Below are 19,290 nucleotides of genomic sequence, written 5' to 3' on the forward strand. Positions count from 1 at the left end.
TGCGTGGACATTACTGGATAGCCACTGGTCAGCCCGCATCACGCAGGCAGGATCACGTGCGCGCGAGGTGGGTGATGAGATCGCCTGCCGCCTCCGGGGTCGCGGGCAGCCGCTCCTGCCACACCCGCACGGGTCCGGTGTCGTCGAGGTCCGGGTCCACGGCCAGGCGGCGCCTGACCAGCCACGCGGTCGCGGCGATGCGCCTGCGCAGCCTGTCGTCGCGGCGGACCAGCACCGCCGCCACCGAGGGGCCGACGGCGGCCAGGGTCTCCCCCGAGTCGAAGACCAGGCGGATCACCTCGGCGATGAGCACCATCACCACCAGCCGCGACCAGCCGGTCGCCTTCGACAGGTCCGGGGCGATGAGCACCAGGCAGAACTCGTCCCCGCAGCGCTGCTCCCGCGAGCGCGCCTCGCGGTAGACCTCGCGCAGCCGTGTCCGCAGGTAGGCCGTGGTGGCGAGCCCGGTGAGCCCGTCCTCCGCCTCGCGCTCGCCGACCTGGTGCGAGAGCACGTCGGCCCAGGCCAGCGCGAAGTCGCGGAGCATGTCCACGGGCAGGGCGTCCGGGTCGACGGCGGTGGGAACCCCGTCCTGGCCGGGCGGGGTGGTCAGCACGGCGTGCAGCGCGGCGAGGTCCTGGAGGCTCTCGGCCAGCCCGGCCCCGGTCTGCGCGCGGGACCTGGCGAGGCGGTTGAGCGCGGGCGCGGTCTCGCCGTGCATCACGAACGCCCGGCAGACCTCCTCGACCTCGGCCAACGCCCAGTCGCTCGGGAACGGCCATCCGGCGGCGAGGCTCGCCTCTCGCCACCGTGTACGGAGCGTGTGGATCGCGCCGTCGTCACGCTCACGGTCCACCCGTGGCGTGAATTCGCGCGCACCCACCGTGGCGTCCCTTCCCGACCTCGATCGCTGTCGACAACTACGACGCAGCTCTGGAGAACTCGTGACGCCGTTCGGCGTGACGTTTCCGGGCTCGCTCCGTCACACTGAGCGAGCACAACGGACGACCGGGGGTCATCAGACCGGTCGCCCCAACGAGAGGGCAAGTGTGGCGAGCGTGCAGGGGGACACACCGGGCCGGGGTGACGCCGAGCTGATCATCGACGTCCGCAACGGGTCGACCGAGGCGTACGGGCAGCTCTACGAACGGCACGTCGCGGCCGCTTACAACCTCGCGCGGCAACTCGCGCGCTCGACGGCCGAAGCGGATGACTTGGTGTCAGAGGCTTTTGCCAAGGTCCTCGACACGCTCAGGGGCGGTCGCGGACCCGACGCGGCGTTCCGCGCTTACTTGCTCACCGCGCTCAGGCACACCGCCTACGACAAGACCCGCAGGGACCGGAAGGTCGAGTTCTCCGACGACATCTCCGGCGTCGCCGACGCCGCGGCCGTCGTGGTGCCCTTCACCGACACCGCCGTCGCCGGGCTGGACCGCTCGCTCGCGGCCAAGGCATTTGCCAAGCTCCCCGAGCGGTGGCAGGCCGTGCTCTGGCATACCGAGATCGAGGGACAGTCCCCCGCCGAGGTCGCACCCATCCTGGGGCTGACCCCGAACGGGGTGTCCGCGCTCGCCTACCGGGCGCGCGAGGGCCTGCGCCAGGCCTACCTCCAGGTGCACGTCGGCGCCGGGACCGAGGAGCACTGCCGCGCCACGATCGACCGGCTCGGCGCGTGGACCCGCGACGGCCTCTCGCGCAGGGAGACCGCGCAGGTCGAGCAGCACCTCGACAACTGCGACCGCTGCCGCGTCCTCGCCGCCGAGCTCGGCGAGGTCAACGGCGCGCTGCGCCTGGTCATCGCCCCGCTCGTGCTCGGGGGCGCGGTCACCGCGTACCTCGCCGCCGCGGGAGCCGGTTCGGCGAAGGCAGCCGCTGCCGGGCTGGCCATGGCCGGAGCCGCCGCAGGAGCCGGAAGCGGCGCTGGGGGCGGCGTCGGCGGCGCGGCCAGCGCTCTGCCGAGGCAGGTCGTCGGCAGCGCGGTCTCCGCCGTCGCGCTCGGCGCGGCCATCGCGGTCGGCATGACCGCCGACCAGGGCCAGGAGCCGCCGAAGATCACCGCGCAGGCCACGACGCAGGCCCCACCGCCGAAGCCCCCGCCGCCCGCACCGCCGGTTCCACCGCCGCCGCCGGTCCCGCCCGCGCAGTCACCGGCTCCGACGCCGCCACCCTCGCCGTCACCGACGCCCGCTCCGACCCCGCCGCCACCACCGGAGCCGCAGCCCGCCAGGCTCGTGCCGTCCGTGGCCGCGCCGCAGGGGCCACTGGTCCCGGGTGGGCCGCCGCAGGAGATGGGCATCACCGTCGCCAACAACGGCGAGAAGCCCTCCGACCCCGTCACCGTGAAGCTGAACCTGCCGCCCGGTGTCACCGTCGGCAAACCCGCGCCGCGCTTCGCGCCGACCCAGACAGGCTCGCGCTCGGTGATCGAGTGCGCCAGCGCGACGTGCACCAGCCCCGGCGGCATCGCGCCCGGTGACACCGCGACGTTCCGGTTCAAGCTCTACGCCTCGCCCGATGCCAAGCCCGGCTCGATCACCGGCACCATCAACGCGGGCGCGCTGCCCAACGTGAACATCCCGACCGTGCCCGTCGAGGTGAAGCCGAACGACGCCATCGACCTGTCCGCGCGGGTGCGCTACATCGGCCGCTGGCCCGCGCGACTCGACGTCGTGGCCACCAACCGCGGCTCGCAGCGCGGCAAGATGAACGTCGACATCGTGATCCCCCCGGGCTTCGTCGGCATCGGGTGGCCGGCCCCGTGCACCGGTCAGGGCACCACGCTGCACTGCGAGAAGACCGTGAACCCGGGCAGCCAGTACACGGTGCAGCTGTGGCTGCTCTCCCTCGGCGCCGACAAGGGCACCGTGCAGCTGCGCGCCAGCCTCGGCTCCGCGTCGAAGGCGCTGTCGGTCCCGGTCGACCTGCCGGAGCACAAGGTCGGCGTCCCCGGCCTCAGCCCCGACATCAACAGCGTTCCCCCCGTGCCGGGCGGCCTCCGCGTCCCCGGAGCCCCCACCCCGGAGCGCACCCCCACCACCGCACCGGCACCCACGACGACCACGCCGCCCCGCCCCACGACCACCACGCCCAAGCCCACCACCACGACCGCCTAGCGGGGTGTGAAGGGGAGGCGAAAGCAGTAGTCGCCCTGGCGCGGGGCGCTGACCTGGAGATTCACCCGGGAACGCGCGGCTTCGGGTGTCAGCGGAATGCCAGCGGGGCTTCCTACGCTGCGTGATCGGACCATCACCCAGCAGCACCAGGAGGACCGCTGTGAAGATCGCGCATGGCGTGACCGCCGCGCTCGTGGCGACGAGCCTCGTCGTCGCGGGCGGCACCGCGCACGCCGCGAGGTACGTGCCCGCCGAGTGCTCAGCCGCCCAGTTCACCGGGAAGCTGGAGGGGTACGAGAACAACGGCTACACCGTCTTCTCGTACTCCATCGAAAAATCGAGCGTGGGCAAGCGGAACAAGGCCAACGTCACCGTGTGGCACGGCAAGCACAAGGTGTCCACGGCCAAGGGCTTCCAGGACGGTGCCTGGCGCAGTCTGGGCGACATCAAGCGCCCGCCCGGCGGCGCCGCCATCGAGTACAGGTTCAGCTTCGTCTTCGACGACTGGGGTTCCGATCCCCGGTGCAGCGGGACGATCGACGTCTGACGTCACGGTGGAGGGAGCCGCCCCGAACGGCTCCCTCCCCTCGCGTCAGCGGACGCCGAGCTCGCGGGCGATGACCATGCGCTGCACCTCGCTGGTGCCCTCGCCGATCTCCAGGATCTTGGCGTCGCGCCAGTGCCGCGCCACCGGGTACTCGTCCATGAACCCGTAGCCGCCGAAGATCTGCGTGGCGTCGCGGGCGTTGTCCACCGCGATGGTGGAGGCGTAGAGCTTGGCGATGGCGGCCTGCTTCTTGAACGGCTGACCCGCCACCAGCCGGGCCGCGGCGTCGTACCAGGCCAGGCGCGCCACGTGAGTGCGCATCTCCATGTCGGCGATCTTGAACTGGATCGCCTGGTAGTGGCCGATGTTGTGGCCGAAGGCGGTGCGCTCGGCGGCGTAGCGCACGCACTCGTCGAGGCAGCCCTGGGCCAGGCCGACGCTGAGCGCGGCGATCGCCACCCGTCCTTCGTCCAAAGTGGACAGGAACTGGGCGAAACCCCGTCCGCGCTGGCCGAGCAGGTTCTCCTCGGGCACGCGCAGGTCGTCGAAGGACAGCTCGCGGGTGTCGGAGGCGCGCCAGCCGACCTTCTGGTACTTCGGTGCCACGGTCAGCCCCGGAGTCCCCGCGGGCACGATGATCGAGGAGATCTCCTTCTCCCCGGTGCGCGCGGCAACGGTGATCATCGAGGTGATGTCGGTGCCGGAGTTGGTGATGAAGCACTTCGTGCCGTTGAGCACCCACTCGCCGCCGTCCAGCCGCGCGGTGCTGCGCAGCGCGGCGGCGTCGGAGCCGCTGCCGGGCTCGGTGAGGCCGAACGCGGCGAGCTTGCGCCCGGCGACCAGGTCGGGCAGCCAGCGCTGCTTCTGCTCGTCGGTGCCGTAGCGGTAGACCGGCATCGCGCCCAGCGACACCCCGGCCTCCAGCGTGATGGCCACCGAGGAGTCGGCGCGGGCCAGCTCCTCCAGTGCCAGGCAGAGCGCGAAGTAGTCGCCGTCCATGCCCCCGTACTCCTCGGGGAAGGGCAGGCCGAACAGGCCCATCTCCCCCATCTGGCGGACGACGTCGTAGGGGAAGGTCCCAGCGGCGTCGCTGGCGTGCGCTTGTGGCGCCACCACGGTGCTGGCGAAATCCGCGACGGTCTTGCGGAAATCTTCCTGCTCGGCATCGAGCCGGTAGTCAGGCATGTGACACCCCTTGCTGAATAGTTGGCACAAGTGTCACATCCGCGCCGCTCCGGCGCCAGGTCCCCCTTCGCCGAGGGGGCGCGTCCGGATGGGTGAACGCCGCTTCGTAGACTGCGCCGGTGGCCGCACTGGACGCTTTCTCGCTCCGCCTGCCCCAGCCCTACCGCGATCTGGTGATCAAGCACCAGGAGCTGTTGAGGTTCGCGGTCGTCGGCTCCATCACCTTCGTGGTGAACACCGTCGTCTTCTACGGGCTGAAGTGGACGATCCTGGAGCCCAAGCCGGTCAGCGCCCTGGCGGTCGCGGTGATCGTGGCCACCATCGTCGGCTACGTGCTCAACCGCGAGTGGTCCTTCCGCACCAGGGGCGGCCGCGAGCGCCACCACGAGGCCGCGCTGTACTTCCTGATCAGCGGCGTCGGCGTGCTGATCAACTCGGCCCCGCTCTACGCCTCCCGCTACTGGCTGATGCTGGAGGAGCCGCACGTCAGCGCCCTCACCCAGGAGCTGGCCGACTTCGCCAGCGGCATGCTGCTGGGCACCGTGCTCGCCATGGTCTTCCGGTGGTGGGCGTTCCGGAAGTACGTCTTCCCGGACGAGGGCGCCAGGGTCGTGCGCGACGCGGAGAAACTGCTCAAAGCGGACGCTCGGGCGCGCTCGGCATCCGAGTGAGTTCCGCGTACGTAGACTCGCGCGGGTGTCCCTGATCCACACGGTCGTCGGCAAGTTCCCCAAGCCCGTGCGCGAGCTGATGCTCAAGCACCGCGAGCTGCTCAAGTTCGGCTTCGTCGGCGGAACCACGTTCATCATCGACACGGCCATCTTCTACGGCCTGAAGCTGACGATCCTGCACGACCGCCCGGTCACCTCGAAGGTGATCGCGGTGCTGGTCGCGACGATCGTGTCCTACGTGCTCAACCGCGAGTGGTCCTTCCGCCAGCGCGGTGGCCGGGAGAAGCGGCACGAGGCCGCCCTGTACTTCCTGGTCAGCGGCATCGGCGTCGGTATCTACGCGTTCCCGCTGTTCTTCTCCCGCTACGTGCTGGACCTGCGGGTCCCCGACGTCTCACTGACGCAGCAGGAGCTGGGTGACTTCTTCATCGGCCAGATCGGCGGAGTGCTGGTCGGCATGGTGTTCCGCTGGTGGGCGTTCCGGAAGTTCGTCTTCCCCGAGGAGAACGCGCGCCCTCGCTCCAGGGCGGGTTCGGTCGGCCGCAACGGCGAGAACGACGCCGACGAGGAGTTCGGCCACTCCTGAGCGGGTTCTAGCGCGGCGTCTCCGCGGGCCACGGCAGGCCGAGCACGTCGTCCGCGCGCGGAACCGGCAGGAAGATCACGAAGGTGGCGCGGCGCGTGGAGGACAGGTCCAGCCGCCCGCCGTCGGCCTCCACCAGCGCGCGGGCCAGTGCGAGCCCGACCCCGGTCGAGCCGGAACCGGAGACCCCGCGGTCGAAGACGTGGGCGACCAGCTCGTCGGGCACGCCCGCTCCACCGTCGGTGATCTCCACGGTCACCATGCCGTCCCCGTGCTTCGCGGAGATCGTCACCGTGCCGTCGCCGTGCATCCGCGCGTTGTCCAGGAGCACTCCGACGGCTTCGCGCAGCCGTGACGGCGTGGCCCTGGCGAGCAGCCCGGAGGTGACCCTGATCCGCAGCGCCCTGCCGTCCTTGCGCAGCGGTTCCCGCCACTCCGCCGCGATCGCGGGCAGCTCCACGGCGAGGTCGACCGGCTCGGCGCCGACGGAGCGGGCCCGGTGCGCGGCGGCGAGCAGCTCCTCCAGCACGGTGACCAGGTGGTCGACCTGCTCCAGCGCGGCGGTGGCCTCGCTGGAGGTGGCCTCTTCCGGGTGCATGGCAAGGGCTTCCAGGCGCAGCCGCATCGCGGTGAGGCGGCTGCGCAGCTGGTGCGAGACGTCGCCGATCAGCTCGCGCTCGCGCTGCATCAGCTCGGCGAGCGCGGAGGCCGAGGTGTCCAGCGCCTCGGCGAGGCGGTCCAGCTCGGGCACCTCGTAGCGACGGCGGTCGGGCCGGAAGTCGCCCGCGCCGAGCCGGGCCGCGCGGTTGGCGACGTGCCGCAGCGGGTCGGCGAGGCGGCGCGCGGTGACCGTGGCGACCGCCGTTCCGATGCCCATGGAGAGCACCACCAGCAGCATCACCAGCCCGGCCATCTCCAGCTGGTCGCGGCGCAGGTTCGCGTCCGGGATGGTCAGCAGGACCTCGCCCTGGCGCACGATCGGCTGCCGCTCGGTGAGCGTGTCCTCGGCGACGAGGGCCGGGCCGAGCCGCCGATCGGCCTCCCCCGGCATCCGCACGACCAGCTCTCCGCCCGGCGGCACCAGCTGGACCTCGTTGAGGTCGATCTTGGCGCCCCTGGCCAGCTGGTCGTCCAGGATCGTGGCGATCTGCCTCGCCCTGGTGGAGAGGTCCTTGCGGGTGACGTCCTCCACGACCTGGAGCGCGCTGTAGCCGAGCGGGATGCCCAGCGCGAACCCCGTGACCAGGACGGCGAGCAGGATGGCACGGAGGATTCGGCGACGCATGCGCCTGTTTATCAGGCCAGGCCGGCGGCCCGCCGCAGAGCCGTCTCGTCGTAGCGGACCAGGTTCTCGACCACGAGCCCGTCGCGCACGACCACCCGGTCCATGCCCTGGAACTCGAACGGCCCGTCCACGCCGGTGCCGCGCGCGAGGTAGTGCAGGAAGATCGCGTCGCCCGTGCTCGCGTGCGACAGCAGCTCCAGGCGCAGCGTCGGGACCTCGGTGAGCAGCCGGGCGATCCGCGCGAGGTAGGCGGGCAGCCCGCGCACCGGCTCGGGGTCGCCCGGCCAGTACCCGACGATGTCGTCGGAGAGCACGCTGTCCCCGCTCGGCGCGGCGAACGGGTCCTTCCAGAAGTCGGCCCAGAAATCGACGGTGAAGTTCTTCTTCTCAGCAGCCATGCCGGAAGCGTCGTTCACCGCCCGCCGCGCGGCAATTACCTCGCAGGTAAGGGGAATCAGTCGGCGTTGAAGCGGAAGCCGACCCCGCGCACGGTCGCGATGCGGCGCTCGGCCGTGCCCGCGTGGGCGTCGCCGATCTTCCTGCGCAGCCACGAGATGTGCATGTCCAGCGTCTTGCTGCCGCGCAGCTCCGGGTCGTTCCACACCTCTTCGAGGATGTCGTCACGGCTGACCACCTGGCCCGCGCGCTCCATCAGCACCCGCAGCAGCTCGAACTCCTTGTTGGCCAGCTGCACCTCGCGGCCGTCGACCTGCACGCGGCGCGCCGCGAAGTCGATGCGCACGCCGTTGGCCTCCAGGCTGCTGTGCGCGCGGCGGCGCAGCAACGCGCGGATGCGGGCCATCAGCTCGGCCAGCCGGAACGGTTTGGCGACGTAGTCGTCGGCGCCCGCGTCGAGGCCGACCACGAAGTCCACCTCGTCCACGCGCGCGGTGAGCATCAGCACGGGTATGCCCCGCCCGGCCGCGCGCAGGCGGCGGCAGACCTCCAGACCGTCCAGCCCTGGCAGGCCCAGGTCGAGCACCAGCAGGTCCACCCCTCCGTTGACCGCGGCAGCCAGGGCGGCCGGGCCCTCGGAGACGACCTGCACCGAGTAGCCCTCCCGGCTGAGCGCGCGGGAGAGGGGTTCAGCGATGGCCGGATCGTCCTCGGCCAGCAGCACGACGCTCACGGTGCCAGCCTAGGCTCATCCGCGTGGACCTCACGGCTGATCTCGATCTTGCGCTCCGCCTCGCCGACGCCGCCGACGCCATCACCTCGCGGCGCTTCCTCGCCAGGGACCTCAAGGTCGACCGCAAACCAGACCGCACCCCCGTCACCGACGCCGACCTGGCCGTCGAGGACGCGGTCCGCGAGCTGCTCGCCGAGGCCCGGCCCGGCGACGCCGTCGCGGGCGAGGAGCGCGGCGGCACGGCGGAAGCGGGCCGCGCGTGGGTGCTCGACCCCATCGACGGCACGAAGAACTTCCTCCGCGGAGTACCCGCCTGGGCGACGCTGATCGCACTGGTCGTCGACGGCACCCCGGAGCTGGGCGTGGTGAGCGCCCCCGCGCTGGGCCGCCGGTGGTGGGCGGCGCGGGGCACGGGCGCGTGGACCTCCGACCCGGACGGCTCGCAGCGCCAGATCTCGGTGTCCGGGGTGGAGGACATCGCCGACGCCTACCTGTCGACCACGCACCTCGGTTCCTGGGTGGAGTTCCACTCGCGCGAGGCCTACCTGCGCCTGGCCGACGCGTGCTGGGAGACCCGCGCGTTCGGCGACTTCTGGCAGCACTGCCTGGTCGCGGAGGGCGCGCTGGACCTCGCCGCCGAAGCGATCGTGAACCCGTGGGACGTCGCTTCGGTCCAGGTCCTGGTCGAGGAGGCGGGCGGGCGGTTCAGCGCACTGGACGGCTCCGCGGACTACACCAGGGGAAGCGTGCTGACCTCGAACGCGCGCCTGCACGACCGCGCGCTGGAACTGCTGTCCCCTGTCACCAATTAGCGCCACACGGGCGGATCACCGCACTCCTCGCGCCTACGTTCTCGGGCATCCCGCCACCAACAGTGAAACGAGGATGAACATGAGAAGGCGCTTTTCGGCTGCGCTCGCGGCCGTCGCGGCCATTGCGGCGCTCGGCCTGGCCAACACCGCCTCGGCAGCCGCAGGCGAGGCTCAGGGCGCCAAATTCCCTTGCGGTTACTACACCAACTGGGCCGATTGGTCGTACTACGGGCACTGCGGTTCCGGCTGGGTCAAGATCGAGGTCAAGAAACTGATCGCCTCGAACTACATCCTCTGCGTCGGCCCCGGCACGACGCACCTCGGAGCCGAACCGTGGACCACGGGGGCCGTGTACATCGGGCAGAGCTGCGCGAAGCCCCGCTGAAAGTCACCGCGCCCGCCGCTACCGGGTAGCGGCGGGCGCGGTGATGCGGCTCAGACGGGGGTGACCCCGTGGCGGCGACGGGAGAAGTGGCGGTCCTTGGTCGACGCGGCCCGATAGCGCCGGATCAGCTCCGCGCGCAGGTCCTCGGGCTGGGTGATGGTGTCGATCACCAGCTCGCTGGCCAGGCGCAGGATGTCGATGTCCTGCTCGTACTCCGCGCGCTTGGCCTGGACGAACGCCGCGCGCTCCGCCTCGTCCCCGATGGCCGCGATCTTGTTGGCGTAGACCGCGTTCACGGCGGCCTCCGCGCCCATCACCGCGATCTTGGCGGTGGGCAGCGCGATCGTGGCGTCCGGCTCGAAGCCCGGCCCGGCCATCGCGTAGAGGCCCGCGCCGTAGGCCTTGCGCACCACCACGCACATCTTCGGCACGGTGGCCTCGGAGACGGCCGTGATCATCTTCGCGCCGTGCCGGATGATGCCCTGCTTCTCCACGGCGGTGCCGACCATGAAGCCCGGCACGTCGGAGAGGAACAGCAGCGGCACGTTGAAGGCGTCGCAGAGCTGGATGAACCGGCTGGCCTTGTCGGCGGAGTCGACGAAGAGCACGCCGCCCTTGAACATCGAGTTGTTCGCCACGACCCCGACCACGCGGCCGTCGAGCCTGCCGAAGCCGACCGTCAGCTCCTTCGCCCACAGCGCGTGGATCTCGAAGAACGAGCCGTCGTCCAGCAACGCCTTGATGTAGCGGCGCATGTCGAAGGCCTGCCGCTCGCTCTCCGGGACGAGCTTGCGCAGGTCGCCCTTGCCGGGCTCGGCGGGCGCGGCGAGCGGCGGCTCACCCTGCCAGTTCGACGGCAGGTAGGACAGGTAGGAGCGGACCGTCTCCAGCGCGTCGTCCTCGGTCTTGGCCAGGAAGTGCCCGACGCCGGAGGTGGTGCAGTGCACGGCGGCGCCGCCCATCTCCTCCAGGGTGGTCTTCTCCCCGGTGACCATCTCGACCATGCGGTCGGAGCCCAGGTACATCGAGGCGTTGCCCTCGACCATGATCACCACGTCGCAGAACGCGGGGATGTAGGCCCCGCCCGCCGCGCTCGGCCCGAACAGCGCGCAGACCTGCGGGATCGAGCCCGAGGCGCGGACCTGGTTGTGGAAGATCTTGCCTGCGCCGCGCCTGCCCGGGAACAAGTCGACCTGGTCGGTGATCCGCGCTCCGGCCGAGTCGACCAGGTAGACCATCGGCACGCTCGTCGAGTACGCCACCTCGATGATCCGGATGATCTTCTCGACGGTGCGCGCGCCCCACGACCCCGCCTTGACCGTGGAGTCGTTGGCCATCAGGCAGACCGGCCGCCCGTCGATGGTCGCCGTCCCCGTGATCACGCCGTCCGCCGGGAGCCCGTCGGCCAGCGCGTTCGCGAACAGCCCGTCCTCGACGAAACTGCCGGGGTCGACCAGGCGATCGACCCGCTCGCGCGCGAAGAGCTTGCCCTTGGCGGCGTTGGCCTTGTGGTACTTCTCCGCCCCGCCCGCCGCGACGCGGTCGTGCACCTCGGCGAGGTGGTCGACGGGAAGATCGGCCCCAGCTTCGGCGGTGTCAATGCTCGACCCCGCACGCGGGTCTTCGGAGGTCTGGCTCACACCCGCAGATTAACGGCCAGGCTCAGACCACGGCGTATGACACCCCTCACCATCTGATGCGAGAAGGTGTAACACCAGCTCTCACCTGTGCGGTGCACCCCGCCGTCGCACCCACGGCCTTTCCGCCCGACGTTGACTGTCACCGTGTCTCAGGGTGAGGTCGGCGACCGCGTCCGAGCGGCGGCCGACGTCGTGCGCACCGCTCGCTCGCGCGTGATCGCCGCGCACGAGCTGGCTACCGGGCACTCGGTCCTTCTCACCTGCGGCCGTGCCAGCAGTCGCAGCGGCGGTCGTCCTGCCGGGACGGTGGAAGGGCAAGACCGCGAAGGAGCACGTGCTCTCTGGCGGTGTGGACATCGGCCGCGCGCCGAAAGGAAGAAAGCGGATGCCGATCCGGCTCCTGGATACCTTCGAGGAGCTACGCGAGATGTTCACCGCGCTCAAGGCCGGGGCGGAGTCGAGGCCCGCCACGCAGTACGGAGGCGAGTTCTCCAAGTTCCCGGACGGCACCACGATCGCGTTCCGTACAAGGCCAAGAGGACACTGCTCAAGGTCCATCTGGACCAGGAGGAACAGGACGGCGGATCGTGAGTTACGACGACCTCAAGGAGTACGTGGCCGCGTCGTTCGAATACGACTGGATGACGCTGCTCGACATCGTCGGCTACTTCCGCGAGGACGCTGAAGACGGCATCGACGTGAACGCCCTGTTCGTGCGGGCCGCCGCTGCCGCCGCACAGCTTGTCCGCGACGGCGTGATGATTCCCGGCGACATCGACGGCGGTTTCAAGCCTTGGCTGACCAACGCGGAGGACTCGGCCGCGCGCATCGAGGCCGAAGCCGCCGACATGGCTGCGCGAAACCACCGGCTCAACATTGGCGACATCGCGTGGTTCACCGCGCCGGAGGACTTCCCCGAGTGGGGTCAGGGAGCGGTCCAGGGCTCGTAGCGCGGGAACTTCACGCGCAGGCCCTCCTCGATCGACGCATGCACGGCGCGGGCCATGGCCGAACCGATCCGCGAGCGCGGGCCGCCGTACTCCTCGGCCTGCCCGGTCGTGGGGCACAGCAGCACGACCGCGTCGGTCACGGTCCCGGTTCCGGGGATCTGAGCTTCGCGCAGCGCCTGTGCCTTGGCCTCCGCGACCGTGGCGACCGCGTTCACCAAAGCCGCCTCGGACATCCGGACCGGGAGCCAGCACACGACGTTGATGGTGCCAGGAGAAACATCCACAGTGGACGTTCTGGCGGCGGCCCACGTGGGGTGCAGGCCGACGCCGGTGGTCGCGGAAGCCACGACGCCGTTGTCGGAGTTGGTGACGGCCAAGCGGACGTCGACGGCGGTCAGCAAACCCGTGCCGGCACCGGAAAGCCCTGACGCCGCAGCGAGTTCGGCGACGTGCACGCCGGGGTCGTCGCGGTCGTAGTTCGTGCCGACGGTCGCGTTGACGACCCACGAGCGCTCACCGATGCCGCCGCCGTGCACCCCGGAGGAGATCGCCAGCCACGGGCGGTCGGCCTGCCACGTCAGCACGGGGTAGGACTCCGCCCAGTGCAGCACCGGGGGCGGCGCGACCCACTCGCTCATCCCGTGAGCGCCTGGACCACCCGCGACGGGCTCGGGCGGCCGAGCTGCTCCGCCATCCACGCGCTGGTCTTCGCGAGCGCGTCGAGGTCGACGCCGTGTTCGACGCCCATCCCGTCCAGCGCCCACACCAGGTCCTCGGTGGCGAGGTTGCCGGTCGCCGACTCCGCGTAGGGGCAGCCGCCGAGACCACCGGCCGAGGAGTCCACTGTGGACACTCCACAGCGCAGCGCGGTCAGCGTGTTGGCCAGCGCCTGGCCGTAGGTGTCGTGGAAGTGCACGGCGAGCCGGTCGATCTCGTCGAAGCCCGCGATGACGTCCTCGACCAGCCCCGGCGTGGCGACGCCGATGGTGTCCCCGAGGGAGATCTGCCAGCAGCCCATGTTCAGCAGCCGCTCGCCGACCCGGTGCACCTGCTCCGGCTCGACGTCGCCCTCCCACTGGTCGCCGAAGCACATCGAGATGTAGCCGCGCACGCGCACGCCCTCGGCCAGCGCCCTGGTGACGACCGGCTCGAACATCTCGAACTGCTCGTCGAGGGTGCGGTTGAGGTTGCGCTTGGCGAAGCTCTCGGTGGCGCTGGCGAAGATCGCGATGTGGCCGACGCCCGAGTCGAGCGCGCGCTCCAGGCCGCGCTCGTTGGGCACCAGCACCGGGTAGTCGACGCCGGGACGGCGGTCGAGGCCCGCGAGCAGCTCCTCGGCGTCGGCCAGCTGCGGCACCCACTTCGGGTGCACGAAACTGGTCGCCTCCAAGGTGGTCAGCCCCGCGTCGGCCAGGCGGCCGAGGAACTCCAGCTTGGTCGCGACCGGCACGATCGACTTCTCGTTCTGCAGGCCGTCGCGCGCGCCGACCTCCCAGATCGTCACCCGCTGCGGGTAGTAGGACTCCAGCGGGACGGACCGGGTCGGCAGACCGACCTCACGCGCCCCCACTCAGCGGCCCTGCTTGCGCACGTAGTCGTCGTTCGGATCGTCGTTGGTCTCGCGGTAGAGCATCGTGCGGACGTACTCGACCCTGGGGATGTCGTCGAACTCCAGCGGCTCGTCGGAGGCGGACTCGACGATCAGCGTGCCGCAGCCCAGCAGCCGGTCGGTCAGCCCGCGCACCGAGCGCACGCTGTTGATGCGCGACATCGGGATGTCGATCCCGGTCCGCTTCAGCACGCCCTCCTGGACCATCAGCCGGTGCGTGGTCACGACGAAGTGCGTGGTGCGCCAGCGGACGAAGGGGGCTAGCACCAACCAGATGAGCAGGATGCCGCCGACGACCGCGATCGCGATCTGGCCGATCATCGCCCACTCGGTCTGCTGCACCAGCGTGGCGAGGTAGATGCCCCCGCCGACGACGACGAGCAGGACGAACACGGGGAAGATCAGCATCTTCCAGTGCGGGTGCTTGTGCACCACGACCTGCTCGTCCTCGGAAAGCAGATCGTCCGGGTAAGCCACGGGCTCCTCCTGGGGTGTGCGACGGCCACACGGTACCGGCCCCGGTGGCTCACTCGGGATGGGTGGCCGGGCGCAAATGGATGACGTCACCGGCGGAGATCGGTTGCGTCGAGCCGTCGGCGGCGCGCACGACCAGTCTGCCGTCGTCGTCGACGTCCTCGGCGACGCCGTGCAGGAAGCGGGTGCCGCCACCGCCGCCCGGCAGCTCGACGCGGACGCGCTGGCCCAGCGTGCCGCAGACCTGCCGGTACTCCTCGAGCAGCCCGCTGCGCACCGGGTCGCCGCCGTGCTCGCGCCAGCGCCGCTCCGCGATGTCCAGCTCCCGCAACAACTCCACCAGGATGCGGTCGCGTTCGAGGCACTCCGCGCCCTGGAGGGCGAGCGAGGTCGGCGGGAGCCCGCCGGGGCCGACGGGAAGTTCATCCGCGCGTTGGTGCACGTTCACCCCGATGCCGAGCACGACCGCAGGCCCGTTCGCGCCGGTGACCGCCTCCGCCAGCACCCCGCAGCACTTGGCCCGGCCGGGCCCGACCAGGAGGTCGTTCGGCCACTTCAGCACCGCGTCGACTCCGCAGAGGCCGCTGACCACGCGCCGCACGACAACGCCGCCGAGCACCATCAGCCAGCCGAACCGGGCCACAGGCACCTCGGCCGGGCGCAGCAGCACGGACACGTGGATGCCCGCACGTGCCGGTGAGAGCCACGTCCGGGTGTTGCGGCCGCGGCCTGCCGTCTGCTCCTCGGCGATGAGCACGGTGCGGTCCGGCGCGCCCGCGCGCGCCGCCGCGGCGAGGTCGGTGTTGGTCGATCCGGTCCGCTCCAGCACCTCCAGCGAGGTGTACGGCCCGTTCGGCGCCAGCAGCTCGGAGCGCAACGCGTCCGAGGGAAGGGCAGCGAGATCGGCTATCACGCCTGGTCAGGGTAGTCGCCGGGGTAGAGCGCCCGCGCGGGGGCCGAAAGGTCCACTGTGGACACCCGTTCGGGTCAACCTTCGGCGAGCGGGTTTAACCGCCGTGGGAGACATTTTCGCCGAGGCCCTCGCCGAGGAGAGGAATCCCGAATGAGCGTCGACCAGATCGCGGGCTTGGGCGTGGACGCCGACCGCGCGTACGTCGTGGGCATGCTGTTCGCCTTCTGCCCCGCCCAGGTCGTGCACACCGTCGCCAGGCTCGGCGTCGCCGACGCCCTCGCCGACGGCGCTCGCACCACCTCGCAGCTCGCCACCGACCTCGACCTGCACGAGCCGTCCCTGAAGCGGCTGCTGCGCGGAGCCACGCAGGTCGGCCTCGTCAAGGAGGCGGAACCGGACGTCTACGAGCTGACCGGCGCGGGCGAGGTGCTGCGCGAGGGCGTGCCCGGCTCCGTGCGCAACCTCGCGCTCACCTTCGGCGGGGAACCGACGTGGAAGTCCTGGGGCCGCATGGCCGACAGCGTGCGGACCGGGCGCTCCGGCATCGAGCTGGAGCACGGGCGCACGGCGTTCGAGTGGCTCGCCGAGAACCCCGAGGCCGAGGCCCACTTCAACGGCGCCATGGCCGAGACCACCTCGACGCAGAACCCCGCGATCGTCGCCGCGTGCGACCTGGGCGCCACCCGGACCCTCGTCGACGTCGGCGGCGGCAACGGCACCCTCATCGCGAGCCTGCTCGCCGCGAACCCGCACGTCAGCGGCACCCTGTACGACCTGCCCATGGGCCTGGCCGAGTCCGCGCCCGTGCTCGCCCCCGTCGCCGACCGCTGCCGGGCCCTGCCGGGCGACTTCTTCGAGTCCGTCCCGGCCGGCCACGACACCTACGTGCTCAAGAGCGTCCTGCACGACTGGGACGACGCCAGCGCCGCGCGCATCCTGCGCAGCTGCTCTCGGGCCATGCGCCCCGACAGCGAGCTGTTGATCATCGAGCAGGTGATGCCCTCCGGCACCACCGACTTCGCCGACGAGCCGTTCGTGGTGATGAGCGACCTCAACATGATGGTGTGCACCACCGGCAAGGAGCGCACCCACGAGGAGTTCGCCGCCCTGCTCGCCGAGGCCGGGCTCCGCATCGACTCCGTCAGCCGCTGCGCCTTCCCCATCTCCATGAGCGTCATGCGGATCGTGCCCGCCTGACCGCGCTTCTGGGATGATCGGCGGTGCACGGCGGGAAGGAGGAGCCATGGACCCCGACAGCGACGTCACCGACGCCCCGCGCCGCCGAGTCACCCTGGACGAAGTCCGCGCCCACCGCGACGAGATCTACGAGATCGCCGACCAGTTCGGCGTGAGCAACATCCGGGTGTTCGGCTCTGTCGCCAGAGACGAGGCGGACGACGACAGCGATCTGGACCTGCTCGTCGACATCGACGGCGGTTACTTCGCGCTCACCGGATTCGCGCTGGGAGTCGAAGAGCTGCTCGGCGTGTTCACACAGGTCGCCACGCCCAATGGGATCAAGGAACGCATGCGCGAGCGCATCCTCAACGAGGCGGTGGCGGTGTGAAGCGCGACTCCGACGAGCGTCTGCGCGACATTCTGGATGCGGCTGACGCGATCACGCGGAACCTCCCTGGCTCGCGCGCGGCCCTGGACCGCGACGAGGTGCGACAAGCCGCGCTGCTCAGGTGGATCGGCGTCATCGGAGAAGCCGCGAACCACGTGTCGCCCGACGTTCACACCGCCTACCCAAGGGTGCCGTGGCGCAGCATCGTCGGCATGCGCAATCGCACGGTGCACGCCTACTTCGAAGTTGATCTTGACGTCCTGTGGAAGGTCCCCAGCGAGGAGCTTCCGCGCGTGCGGGCGCAGATCCAGGCGATCCTCGACGAGCGGACTCAGGGCTGATCGGTCACGCACGCGGGCCCTGAATCGCTCCAGACGCGGGTGATCGAAAGCTGATGGAGTGACGTGGGATACGCATCGGTAACCACCTCTGGCATCGGTGGATACGCTCACCGGTCATGAGCAGCGCCACCGAACCGATCGGCGTGGCACCGAGCGCGGAGCCGGACACGCACACCACCGCGGGCAAGCTCGCCGATCTGTACCGCCGCAACGACGAGGCCGTGCACGCCGGGTCCGCCCGCGCGGTGGAGAAGCAGCACGCCAAAGGCAAGATGACGGCCCGCGAGCGGATCGAGAAGCTGCTCGACCCGGGGTCCTTCGTCGAGCTGGACGAGCTGGCGCGGCACCGCTCGATCAACTTCGGCCAGGAGCGCAACCGGCCCTACGGCGACGGCGTGGTCACCGGCTACGGCACGGTCGACGGGCGCCCGGTGTGCGTGTTCAGCCAGGACGTGACGATCTTCGGCGGCTCGCTCGGCGAGGTGTACGGCGAGAAGATCGTCAAGGTGATGGACCTGGCGCTCAAGACCGGCAGGCCGATCGTGGGCATCAACGAGGGCGGCGGCGCGCGCATCCAGGAGGGCGTTGTCTCGCTCGGCCTCTACGGCGAGATCTTCCGCCGCAACACCCAGGCCTCCGGCGTGATCCCGCAGATCTCGCTGATCATGGGGCCGTGCGCGGGCGGGCACGTGTACTCCCCCGCGCTGACCGACTTCACCGTGATGGTCGACAAGACCTCGCACATGTTCATCACCGGCCCCGACGTGATCAAGACCGTCACCGGTGAGGACGTCGGCTTCGAGGACCTCGGCGGGGCGCGGACGCACAACACCAAGTCGGGCAACGCGCACTACATGGGCGCCGACGAGGACGACGCGATCGGCTACGTCAAGGCGCTGCTGAGCTACCTGCCGTCGAACAACCTCGCCGAGCCGCCGGTCTACGACGCGCCCGGCCTGACGGAGACCTCGATCGCGGAAGCGCTGACCGATGAGGACCGCGAGCTGGACACGCTCATCCCGGACTCGGCGAACCAGCCCTACGACATGCACGAGGTCATCACCCGCGTGCTGGATGACGGCGAGTTCCTTGAGGTGCAACCGTTGTTCGCGCCGAACATCCTGATCGGCTTCGGCCGGGTGGACGGGCAGAGCGTCGGCGTCGTGGCCAACCAGCCGACCCAGTTCGCGGGCTGCCTGGACATCGACGCCAGCGAGAAGGCCGCGCGCTTCGTGCGCACCTGCGACGCCTTCAACATCCCGGTGCTGACCTTCGTGGACGTCCCGGGCTTCCTCCCCGGCACCGACCAGGAGTGGAACGGCATCATCCGGCGCGGCGCGAAGCTGATCTACGCCTACGCCGAGGCCACCGTCCCGCTGGTCACGGTGATCACCCGCAAGGCCTACGGCGGCGCCTACGACGTGATGGGCTCCAAGCACCTCGGTGCGGACGTGAACCTCGCGTGGCCGACCGCGCAGATCGCGGTGATGGGTGCCTCCGGTGCGGCGAACATCGTGCACCGCAAGACGCTCGCGCAGGCGGCGGAGCGCGGCGAGGACGTGGATGCCTTGCGCGCCAAGCTCCAGCAGGAGTACGAGGACACCCTGTGCAACCCGTACGTGGCCGCCGAGCGCGGTTACGTGGACTCGGTGATCCCGCCGTCCTACACCCGCGGCTACGTCGCTCGCGCGCTGAACCTGTTGAAGGAGAAGCGCGAGACGCTTCCGCCGAAGAAGCACGGGAACATCCCGCTGTGAGCACCGAAGATCCGCTCGCGGGGTCGAGCATGAGCACAGGAGAACCACTGCTGCGCGTGGTCCGGGGCGAGCCGACCGACGAGGAGCTGGCGGCCCTCGCGGCTGTCATCACCGCGCTGGCGAGCCAGTCAGCGCCTGAGCCCGCGCCGGAACCGCGCTCGTTGTGGGCGGAACGGGGGTCGCTGCTGCGGCGCCCGCACCACCCCGGCCCTAGCGCGTGGCGGGCCTCAGGACACCGCTTCTGAGCCGACGAAGAACCGACGATCAGCTGTGAATTTCTGATGTTGAACGGGCTTGCCGCGTCTCGTGGCGTGTGAATAGCGTCGTGC

22 protein-coding genes are annotated in these 19,290 nt (G+C 70.7%); 12 read left to right on the forward strand and 10 right to left on the reverse strand.

Annotation, left to right across the window (positions count from 1 at the left end):
- Nucleotides 1-52 precede the first annotated feature (52 nt).
- Nucleotides 53-883, reverse strand: a complete 831-nt coding sequence (locus tag ABD798_RS04175; RefSeq protein ID WP_344871153.1) for a GGDEF domain-containing protein — start codon at nucleotides 881-883, stop codon at nucleotides 53-55.
- A 166-nt stretch (nucleotides 884-1,049) separates the two neighbouring features.
- On the opposite strand from ABD798_RS04175, the gene ABD798_RS04180 reads away from it, so the two are divergent.
- A complete protein-coding gene (locus ABD798_RS04180) occupies nucleotides 1,050-3,113 on the forward strand; it encodes a sigma-70 family RNA polymerase sigma factor (RefSeq protein ID WP_344871154.1) in 2,064 nt (687 codons plus the stop codon).
- A 160-nt stretch (nucleotides 3,114-3,273) separates the two neighbouring features.
- Nucleotides 3,274-3,660 carry a hypothetical protein gene (locus tag ABD798_RS04185; protein WP_344871155.1) on the forward strand — a complete coding sequence of 129 codons (387 nt, stop codon included), beginning with the start codon at nucleotides 3,274-3,276 and terminating at the stop codon, nucleotides 3,658-3,660.
- A gap of 45 nt (nucleotides 3,661-3,705) precedes the next feature.
- Here ABD798_RS04185 and ABD798_RS04190 read toward each other — a convergent pair whose 3' ends face one another.
- Complete coding sequence (locus ABD798_RS04190) at nucleotides 3,706-4,845, reverse strand: acyl-CoA dehydrogenase family protein (protein ID WP_344871156.1); 1,140 nt, start codon at nucleotides 4,843-4,845, stop codon at nucleotides 3,706-3,708.
- A 119-nt stretch (nucleotides 4,846-4,964) separates the two neighbouring features.
- On the opposite strand from ABD798_RS04190, the gene ABD798_RS04195 reads away from it, so the two are divergent.
- Together ABD798_RS04195 and ABD798_RS04200 are read left to right on the forward strand one after the other, a co-directional pair.
- The gene (locus ABD798_RS04195) at nucleotides 4,965-5,516 is read left to right on the forward strand and encodes a GtrA family protein (protein WP_344871157.1); all 552 of its coding nucleotides are present in this window, start codon (nucleotides 4,965-4,967) and stop codon (nucleotides 5,514-5,516) included.
- Nucleotides 5,517-5,541: 25 nt separating this feature from the next.
- Nucleotides 5,542-6,102, forward strand: a complete 561-nt coding sequence (locus ABD798_RS04200) for a GtrA family protein (protein ID WP_344871158.1) — start codon at nucleotides 5,542-5,544, stop codon at nucleotides 6,100-6,102.
- A gap of 7 nt (nucleotides 6,103-6,109) precedes the next feature.
- On the opposite strand, the gene ABD798_RS04205 is transcribed toward ABD798_RS04200, so the two are convergent.
- From ABD798_RS04205 to ABD798_RS04215, 3 genes are read right to left on the reverse strand one after another with little or no spacing between them, the layout of a single operon-like run.
- Nucleotides 6,110-7,384: an ATP-binding protein gene (locus tag ABD798_RS04205; RefSeq protein WP_344871159.1), complete on the reverse strand. Its 1,275-nt coding sequence runs from the start codon at nucleotides 7,382-7,384 to the stop codon at nucleotides 6,110-6,112.
- 11 nt (nucleotides 7,385-7,395) lie between these two features.
- Nucleotides 7,396-7,782, reverse strand: coding sequence for a nuclear transport factor 2 family protein (locus tag ABD798_RS04210; protein WP_344871160.1), 387 nt, complete (start codon nucleotides 7,780-7,782; stop codon nucleotides 7,396-7,398).
- Between the two features lie 56 nt (nucleotides 7,783-7,838).
- Complete coding sequence (locus ABD798_RS04215) at nucleotides 7,839-8,513, reverse strand: response regulator transcription factor (RefSeq protein ID WP_344871161.1); 675 nt, start codon at nucleotides 8,511-8,513, stop codon at nucleotides 7,839-7,841.
- 23 nt (nucleotides 8,514-8,536) lie between these two features.
- Here ABD798_RS04215 and hisN point away from each other — a divergent pair, with 23 nt between their 5' ends.
- Complete coding sequence (gene hisN / locus ABD798_RS04220) at nucleotides 8,537-9,325, forward strand: histidinol-phosphatase (RefSeq protein ID WP_344871162.1); 789 nt, start codon at nucleotides 8,537-8,539, stop codon at nucleotides 9,323-9,325.
- Nucleotides 9,326-9,404: 79 nt separating this feature from the next.
- Nucleotides 9,405-9,710, forward strand: coding sequence for a DUF6355 family natural product biosynthesis protein (locus tag ABD798_RS04225; RefSeq protein WP_344871163.1), 306 nt, complete (start codon nucleotides 9,405-9,407; stop codon nucleotides 9,708-9,710).
- A 50-nt stretch (nucleotides 9,711-9,760) separates the two neighbouring features.
- Here ABD798_RS04225 and ABD798_RS04230 read toward each other — a convergent pair whose 3' ends face one another.
- Nucleotides 9,761-11,350 (reverse strand): acyl-CoA carboxylase subunit beta, encoded by a 1,590-nt coding sequence (locus ABD798_RS04230; RefSeq protein WP_344871164.1) that lies wholly within the window; start codon nucleotides 11,348-11,350, stop codon nucleotides 9,761-9,763.
- 587 nt (nucleotides 11,351-11,937) lie between these two features.
- Here ABD798_RS04230 and ABD798_RS04235 point away from each other — a divergent pair.
- On the forward strand, nucleotides 11,938-12,300 hold the full coding sequence (locus tag ABD798_RS04235; protein ID WP_344871165.1) for a hypothetical protein: 363 nt from the start codon (nucleotides 11,938-11,940) through the stop codon (nucleotides 12,298-12,300).
- Here ABD798_RS04235 and ABD798_RS04240 read toward each other — a convergent pair.
- From ABD798_RS04240 to ABD798_RS04255, 4 genes are read right to left on the reverse strand one after another with little or no spacing between them, the layout of a single operon-like run.
- Entirely contained in the window at nucleotides 12,276-12,938 is a 663-nt protein-coding gene (locus ABD798_RS04240) for an adenosylcobinamide amidohydrolase (RefSeq protein ID WP_344871166.1), read from the reverse strand. The two genes, ABD798_RS04235 and ABD798_RS04240, sit on opposite strands and share 25 nt — an antisense overlap.
- On the reverse strand, nucleotides 12,935-13,870 hold the full coding sequence (locus ABD798_RS04245; protein ID WP_344871168.1) for a hydroxymethylglutaryl-CoA lyase: 936 nt from the start codon (nucleotides 13,868-13,870) through the stop codon (nucleotides 12,935-12,937). The genes ABD798_RS04240 and ABD798_RS04245 overlap by 4 nt, the downstream gene beginning before the upstream one ends.
- Complete coding sequence (locus tag ABD798_RS04250; protein WP_344871169.1) at nucleotides 13,871-14,386, reverse strand: PH domain-containing protein; 516 nt, start codon at nucleotides 14,384-14,386, stop codon at nucleotides 13,871-13,873.
- A 49-nt stretch (nucleotides 14,387-14,435) separates the two neighbouring features.
- Nucleotides 14,436-15,296, reverse strand: a complete 861-nt coding sequence (locus tag ABD798_RS04255) for a biotin--[acetyl-CoA-carboxylase] ligase (protein ID WP_344871170.1) — start codon at nucleotides 15,294-15,296, stop codon at nucleotides 14,436-14,438.
- A 150-nt stretch (nucleotides 15,297-15,446) separates the two neighbouring features.
- On the opposite strand from ABD798_RS04255, the gene ABD798_RS04260 reads away from it, so the two are divergent.
- From ABD798_RS04260 to ABD798_RS04280, 5 genes are all read left to right on the forward strand, one after another.
- Nucleotides 15,447-16,493, forward strand: coding sequence for a methyltransferase (locus ABD798_RS04260; protein WP_344871171.1), 1,047 nt, complete (start codon nucleotides 15,447-15,449; stop codon nucleotides 16,491-16,493).
- Between the two features lie 46 nt (nucleotides 16,494-16,539).
- On the forward strand, nucleotides 16,540-16,863 hold the full coding sequence (locus ABD798_RS04265) for a nucleotidyltransferase domain-containing protein (protein ID WP_344871173.1): 324 nt from the start codon (nucleotides 16,540-16,542) through the stop codon (nucleotides 16,861-16,863).
- Nucleotides 16,860-17,204: a HepT-like ribonuclease domain-containing protein gene (locus ABD798_RS04270; RefSeq protein WP_344871174.1), complete on the forward strand. Its 345-nt coding sequence runs from the start codon at nucleotides 16,860-16,862 to the stop codon at nucleotides 17,202-17,204. Before ABD798_RS04265 ends, ABD798_RS04270 begins: the two co-directional genes overlap by 4 nt.
- Before the next feature lie 116 nt (nucleotides 17,205-17,320).
- On the forward strand, nucleotides 17,321-18,961 hold the full coding sequence (locus ABD798_RS04275) for an acyl-CoA carboxylase subunit beta (RefSeq protein ID WP_344871175.1): 1,641 nt from the start codon (nucleotides 17,321-17,323) through the stop codon (nucleotides 18,959-18,961).
- Nucleotides 18,958-19,206, forward strand: coding sequence for an acyl-CoA carboxylase subunit epsilon (locus ABD798_RS04280; RefSeq protein WP_425549157.1), 249 nt, complete (start codon nucleotides 18,958-18,960; stop codon nucleotides 19,204-19,206). Before ABD798_RS04275 ends, ABD798_RS04280 begins: the two co-directional genes overlap by 4 nt.
- Nucleotides 19,207-19,290: the final 84 nt, after the last annotated feature.

The organism is Allokutzneria multivorans (genome assembly GCF_039537405.1).
Lineage (GTDB): Bacteria > Actinomycetota > Actinomycetes > Mycobacteriales > Pseudonocardiaceae > Allokutzneria > Allokutzneria multivorans.

Excerpts from the sequence above, each read along its gene's own strand:
- ABD798_RS04190 (WP_344871156.1), bottom strand. The coding sequence starts at position 4,845 with ATGCCTGACTACCGGCTCGATGCCGAGCAGGAAGATTTCCGCAAGACC.
- ABD798_RS04205 (WP_344871159.1), bottom strand. The coding sequence starts at position 7,384 with ATGCGTCGCCGAATCCTCCGTGCCATCCTGCTCGCCGTCCTGGTCACG.
- ABD798_RS04210 (WP_344871160.1), bottom strand. The coding sequence starts at position 7,782 with ATGGCTGCTGAGAAGAAGAACTTCACCGTCGATTTCTGGGCCGACTTC.
- ABD798_RS04225 (WP_344871163.1), top strand. The coding sequence starts at position 9,405 with ATGAGAAGGCGCTTTTCGGCTGCGCTCGCGGCCGTCGCGGCCATTGCG.
- ABD798_RS04240 (WP_344871166.1), bottom strand. The coding sequence starts at position 12,938 with ATGAGCGAGTGGGTCGCGCCGCCCCCGGTGCTGCACTGGGCGGAGTCC.
- ABD798_RS04260 (WP_344871171.1), top strand. The coding sequence starts at position 15,447 with ATGAGCGTCGACCAGATCGCGGGCTTGGGCGTGGACGCCGACCGCGCG.
- ABD798_RS04265 (WP_344871173.1), top strand. The coding sequence starts at position 16,540 with ATGGACCCCGACAGCGACGTCACCGACGCCCCGCGCCGCCGAGTCACC.
- ABD798_RS04275 (WP_344871175.1), top strand. The coding sequence starts at position 17,321 with ATGAGCAGCGCCACCGAACCGATCGGCGTGGCACCGAGCGCGGAGCCG.